General features: G+C 78.4%; 1 protein-coding gene and 1 pseudogene. Both read right to left on the reverse strand.

From position 1 onward, the window contains the following. Nucleotides 1-3965 (reverse strand): annotated as a pseudogene (locus PAI11_RS07930) (hypothetical protein); the annotation flags it as partial. Then, complete coding sequence (locus PAI11_RS07935; RefSeq protein ID WP_007572792.1) at nucleotides 3962-5680, reverse strand: hypothetical protein; 1719 nt, start codon at nucleotides 5678-5680, stop codon at nucleotides 3962-3964. The pseudogene PAI11_RS07930 and the gene PAI11_RS07935, both read right to left, overlap by 4 nt. Between the last annotated feature and the right edge of the window lie 136 nt (nucleotides 5681-5816).

A 5816-nucleotide genomic window follows, 5' to 3' on the forward strand; every position in this document is an offset into this window, starting at 1 on the left:
GCCGCCGGCGCGGGCGGCGGTGCCGGGACCGGCGTCGGCGGGTTGTCGGCCGGCGGCTCGCTCGGATCGTCCGGCGGCACGCTCGGCTGGATCTCGGGCGGCCGCGCCGGCGGCGGGTCGACCAGCGGCACCGTGCCGCAGGGGCGCAGCGCGCTGCCGGCGCGGACGGTCACCGTCGTCGCGTAGGAGAGGCCGCCGGCGCTGATCGTGACCGTCGTGCGGCCGGCGTTGAACGCGCACAGCAGGCCCGACGCGGCGTCGGCGACCGGCTTGTCGGTCCGCGGGTCGATGAACGGCTTGCGGGGGTTGGTCGACTTCGGGTCGAGCCGCACGAAGTCGGCGATGTCCGGGTTCGAGGAGCTGAAGCGGACCTCGGGGTCGATCCGCCCCGGGCAGCTGTCGTTCGGGCACGGCGGGTTCGGCAGCTCCGTGTACTGGACCCGGCGATCGGCGCTGCGCGGCCGGCGGCCGAGGCCGCGGAAGAGCGCCGGCTGGCTGCGGTTCAGGAGCCGCCCGTCGACCGCCTCGATCGCCAGGTCCTCGACGACGGGGATCAGCCGGGCCGCGACCGGGGCGCGGTTGCTGCGCGCGTCGCGCTTGGCGCCGTCGACCTCGAGCAGCAGCAGCCCGGGAGGACCGAAGCCGCGATCGTTGCCGGCGCGGATGCCGAGCGTCCCGCTGGCGAACGCCGGCACCTCGCCCGACCCCTGCGGGATCGCGGTCCGGCGCTGCTCGCCGGCGCCGTCGTAGACGTACGCCGACGCCCCGCCGTCGCGCAGGATCGCCGCCACCGCCGCCGCGTCGGTGGCGGCGTTGGGCAGGCTCGGGTTGAGGCCGCGGCTGCCCATGACGATCGCCGGGATCCGCCTGCCGCGGGCGTCGGCCAGCACGTCGCGCAGCCAGGCGGCCTGGTCCTCGACCGGGTTGCCGCGGTCGTCGCGCTCGGCCAGCGATCCGCCGGCGTTGTCGATCACGATCAGCCGGACCGTGCCGCCGCTGCCGTCCTGGTCGACCGCGTAGTGGGTGCGGGCGCGTCCCGCGACCGCCGGCCGGCCGATCGCGACGGGCCGCATCGACGACGCGGCCGGCCCCTGGCCGAGGGGCGCGGGGAAGGGCCCGAAGGCGGACTCGAACGCGAGGCTGCCGCGACCGCTGGCGTCGCCGTCCGCGGTGGCGATCAGCAGCGGCGTCCGCGCCAGCCCCATCAGCTGGGCGTAGCGCTGCTCCTCGCCGTCCGCCTGGGCGGCGCCGTCCGCCGGCGCCTGCGGGTAGCCGCCGGTGTAGAGCAGCGCCCGCGGACCGTTGGCCTGGCCGGCCAGGGCGTCGGCGAGCGGCAGCGCCCGCGCCAGCGTCCGGTCGGCCCCGAGGTCCAGCGGCACCGACTCGGCGCAGTCGCTGCCGCAGATCGCGTGGCCGCCGACGGCGAAGCGGGCGACGCCGGACGGCGTGTCGACGCCCGCGCTGCGCACCGTCGGCGGCAGCGCCGGGCCGGCCGGGTCGTAGCGGAAGATCCCGGCCGTCTCGGTCTCGTCCTCCACCGCGGCCCCGGGGCCCGCCGCGCCGTTGAAGCCGCCGACCGCCCAGCCGCGGCCGGCCGGGTCGACCAGCAGCGCCAGCGCCGCGTCGCTGCGACGCCCCAGGCCGGAGCGGTCCTCGTCGCGCCAGCCGGCGGCGGTCTCCCGCACCAGGTATGCCTCGGGCGTCGTCGACAGCGGTCCCAGGCGCGGCGGCGGGGCGTCCGGATCGGTCGCGCCCGGCTCCAGCTCGCTGCGCAGCGGGTACTCCTCGAGCGGCGCGATGCTGAGCAGCGCGCGCACGCGGTCGCCCTCGCGGAACGCGGCGGCCGCGACCGGCGTCTGGCGGCCGGGCAGCGGCTGGTCGCTGAAGCGCCACGGCCGGCCGGCGCCGTCGCGCTCGAGCACGAACCCGCGACCGGCGACCACGACCCCGCCGTCGGGCAGCCCGGCGACGGTCGTCGCCAGCGGGTCGCGGCGGCCCGTCGCCTTCGTCATCAGCGCGGTCGCCTCGTCGTCGACCCGCCAGCTGCCGCCGCCGTCGTCGGTCAGGATCGCGCGACCCGCGGCGGCATAGGCGGTGCGCCCGGCGAAGGCGACCCCGAAGAGGTCGACCGGCCCACCGAGCGGGCCGCCGCCGCGGGCCGCGGCCGGCAGCTCGACCTGGGTCCAGCTCTTGCCGTAGCGCAGCAGCACGCCGGCACGGCCGACGGCGTAGCCGTGGTCGGGATCGCCGGCCGGGAAGGCGACGCCGGTCAGGTTGCCGACGAAGTCGTCGGGCGCGGCCGGGTCGGACTCCCAGAGGTCGGTCGACCGTCGCCAGCGCCACATCGCGCCGCCGTCGCCGACCGCGTAGGCGACGTCGCGCGAGGGCCAGGCGACCCCGCGCAGGTTGGCGGTGCCGACGCCGTCGCTGGCCAGCAGGACCTCGCTGTCCCAGCCCTGACCGGGCGCGTAGCGCAAGATCGTCCCGCCCTCGCCGACGGCCAGCGCCGGCGTGTCGATCGCGCCCGGCGCGCCCGGCCCCGACGCGACCGCCTGCAGCGGCCGCCGGACCGGCAGCGGCCAGGTCGCCAGCGGCGACGTCGGCCGGTCGCGGGTCACGTGGGCCGGGCCGATCCAGCCCTCGTCCGGCTGCACGAAGGCCAGCGGGCGGCTGGGGTCGACGAAGGTCGGGATGCTGCGCCAGCGGTCGCCGTCGAGCGTCGCGTAGCGCGCGATCGTGGTCCCGCGCTCGGCCAGCGGCCCGACGACGCGGCTGCCGTTGCCGTCGCCGGCCCAGGCGTAGGAGCGGCCGCGGGGGCTCAGCTCGATCCCCAGCGGGTGGTCGCAGGCGGCGGCGACGTCGCACCAGCTGGCGACGCCGGAGGCGCCGACGCGGAGGGTCACCTGGCGCCCGACGCCCCGGTCCTGGAAGCGCCCGTCGACCCAGACCCCGTCGGCGGTCGCGGTGAGGGCGAAGCCGCTGTCGAGCGGGGAGACGTCGCTGATGCCGCGATCGGGCGTGGCGGCGGCGTCGAAGGCGGGCACCCCGAGCGGCCGCCGGACCCAGCGCGCGCGGCCGCCGTCGGTGGTGCGCTGGAGCAGCACCAGGCCGAGGCCCGACCGCGCGTCGGCGCGGGCCAGCGCCCACGCGCCGCCGCCCTCGCTGGCGGCCAGGGCGACGACCGTCAGGCCGAAGCCGGTCCCGCCCAGCGACTCGCCGGTCGCGCAGCCGGGCGGCGGATCGCCGGCGACGTTGAGCGCGCAGATCGGCTCGCGGGTCCAGGTCGTCCCATCCCAGCGGGCGATCCCGAGCTGCTGCGGACGACCGGTGATGCCGACGAACGCGACCGTGCGGTCGTTCTCGCTGCGCCCCGTCATCGCGCTCGGGGAGAAGGTCTCCGCCGGCACGCTGCCCGACCGCGGCAGCAGCACCGTGTCGTCCGGGGCCGGCGCCGCTCGGGTCTCCCCCGCGGGATCGCGGGTCAGCACGTGCCGCCCGCCCGCCGCGTCGTCGGCCACCAGCACCAGCCCGCCGCGACGGGTGACGCGGCCGTCGCGGAGCGTGCCGGCGAACGACGCGCCGCGCTCGTCGCGGGCGGCCTGGACCACGCGCCAGCCCTCGCCCGGGCGGTAGCGCACCAGCGCCAGCGGCGCCTCGGCATCGCGGTCCCAGGCGATCGGCTGGCCGTCGACCGCCACGCGAGCGGGATCGGTCCCGACGCCGTCGAGCCCGACGACGCCCCATGCCTCGCCGGGGACGCCGCTGTCGGGCGCGCCGCCGAGCAGCCGGGCGTCGTACCCGGGGCCGCGCTGCAGCTCGAGCCCGAGCGTGCCGCCGGCGACCTGGGCCCGCGCGCCGGGATCGGTCGCGACGCCGACGAGGATCGCGATCGCCAGGGCGAGGCCGAGGACGACGACCACCGCGACCGGTCGACGCCGGCCGGCCGCTGCGTGCGACCGGCTCATCGCGTCGACGGCGCGCTGCGCGTCAGCAGGGTGGCGTCGTCGCCGCCGCCGAGCGGCGCGCAGGGCGGCGTGCCGAGCTCCTTCGTCCGCATCGCGAGCTGCTTCGGCCAGCGCGACCGCCGGACCTGGATCTGGAGGCTCCGCCGGCCCTTGGCGAACGTCTTCCAGCTGCTCTTGGCGACGGTCCGCCTGCCGCGCTTGCCGAGCAGCTGGACGCGGGCGCGGCGCGTGACGCGGAACCGCACCACCAGGCGCGCGCGGGGGTCGCGCACGCGCCGCTGGAGCCCGCGGACGAGCGGCTTGCGGACGCCGGTCACGATCGCCGGCGGCCGGCCGCAGCGCTGCTCCGGCTTCAGCGGCGTGATGTCGAGCGGCGGCGCCTGGTTCCGAAGCGCGTCGTCATCCGGCGGGGCGTCGGGGATCACCTGCGCGGCGGCCTCGTTCGGCCGCGTGGCGATCAGGCCCTGGAACGCCGGCTCGCCGTCGACGGGGTAGCTGGCGCCGTCGGTCCAGCGGTACAGGTAGCCGCGAGCGGTCGCCAGCCAGCAGTCGCCGGCCGTCGGGCAGGCGATCCGGGTCGCGGCGCCGCGCAACGGGTCGGCGGGGCCGGCCAGGTCGTGGACCTCGCTGCTGCCGTCCGGTCGCAGCAGCGCGACTCGCGGCTGCGCGCCCTCGCCGTTGGTCGACAGCCCGGCGGTCGGCAGCTCGGTCACCGTCGTCCAGACGCCACCGCCGCCCGGGAGCACCGCGACGTCGCCGAAGGCGGCGGTGGTGATCGAGGCCGCCGGGCCGGTCAGCGTCAACTCGCGCCAGCTGCCGTCGCCGCCGAGCCGGGCGACCAGCGGCGGCCGCTCAGGCGGCCCGGCGGTCGCGGCCGGTCCGTTGAGCGTCCGCCCGCCGACGGCCCAGGCGGTCGTCCCGTCGCTGTCGATCGCGCGCAGGTCGGCCGCGTCGTCGCGGACGCCGGAGAGCGGCGCGGGCACGAACGGATCGTTGCGGAACGCCGTCCCGTCGATCCCGTGCAGCAGCGCCGGCGTCGCCTCCGGCTCCAGCAGCGGCGGCGTCGCCAGCGTGTCGTCGGGTCCGACCCCGACGTGCGTGCTCTCGAGGATCCGGCCCCGGAACGCGTGCAGGTCGCTGACCCCGCGCCCCTGCGGCCCGTAGACCACGCGCACGTCGCGGCCGTCCCAGTGCAGGTGGAGGGCCCCCGCCTGGCTGCCGTCGCCGCTGATCCCGCCGCGCCCGCCGAACCAGCAGTCGTCGGCGGCCCGGCAGGCCGCGGCCCAGACGACGTCGTCGAAGCCCGGGACGTTCGGCAGCGCGTAGGAGCCGACGACCTCGCCGTCCTTGAAGCGACAGAGCCCCTGACCGCTGTTGGCCCGGCCGCTGGGGGTCGAGATCACCCAGAACTCGGTCGGCCCGGCCCATGCGATCCGGGCGTCGATGCCGCCGCCGCAGACCGTCGACAGCTGCCGCCAGCGCTCGCCGTCGAAGACGTAGATCCCGGCCGGGACCGCGGCGTTGCCGGAGACGGCCATCAGCCCGCGGTTCGGGGCCCAGAACGACAGGTCCGAGACGTAGCCGGCCGGGGTCGGGAACTGACCGCCGGGCGGTGCCGGCAGCGGGTACGGCTGCCAGGTCGCGGCGGCCGCGGTGCCGGCGCCGCCGAGCAGCGCGGCGACGAGGACCGCGAGCAGGCTGGCCAGGCGGGTCATCGGCCGCTCCTCGCCGTGGTCCGCCGCGCCGTGTAGCGGCGAGTGACCGTGGTCGCGGCGGCGTCGCGCGGCTCGTAGCGCAGGCGCAGGCTGACGCGCAGCCGGTGGGGGCGCGCCCGCAGCGCGCTGCGGGCCG

The sequence above is a fragment of the Patulibacter medicamentivorans genome, from assembly GCF_000240225.1.
Lineage (GTDB): Bacteria > Actinomycetota > Thermoleophilia > Solirubrobacterales > Solirubrobacteraceae > Patulibacter > Patulibacter medicamentivorans.

Coding starts and splice junctions, on each gene's coding strand:
- PAI11_RS07935 (WP_007572792.1), bottom strand. CDS start 5,680: ATGACCCGCCTGGCCAGCCTGCTCGCGGTCCTCGTCGCCGCGCTGCTC.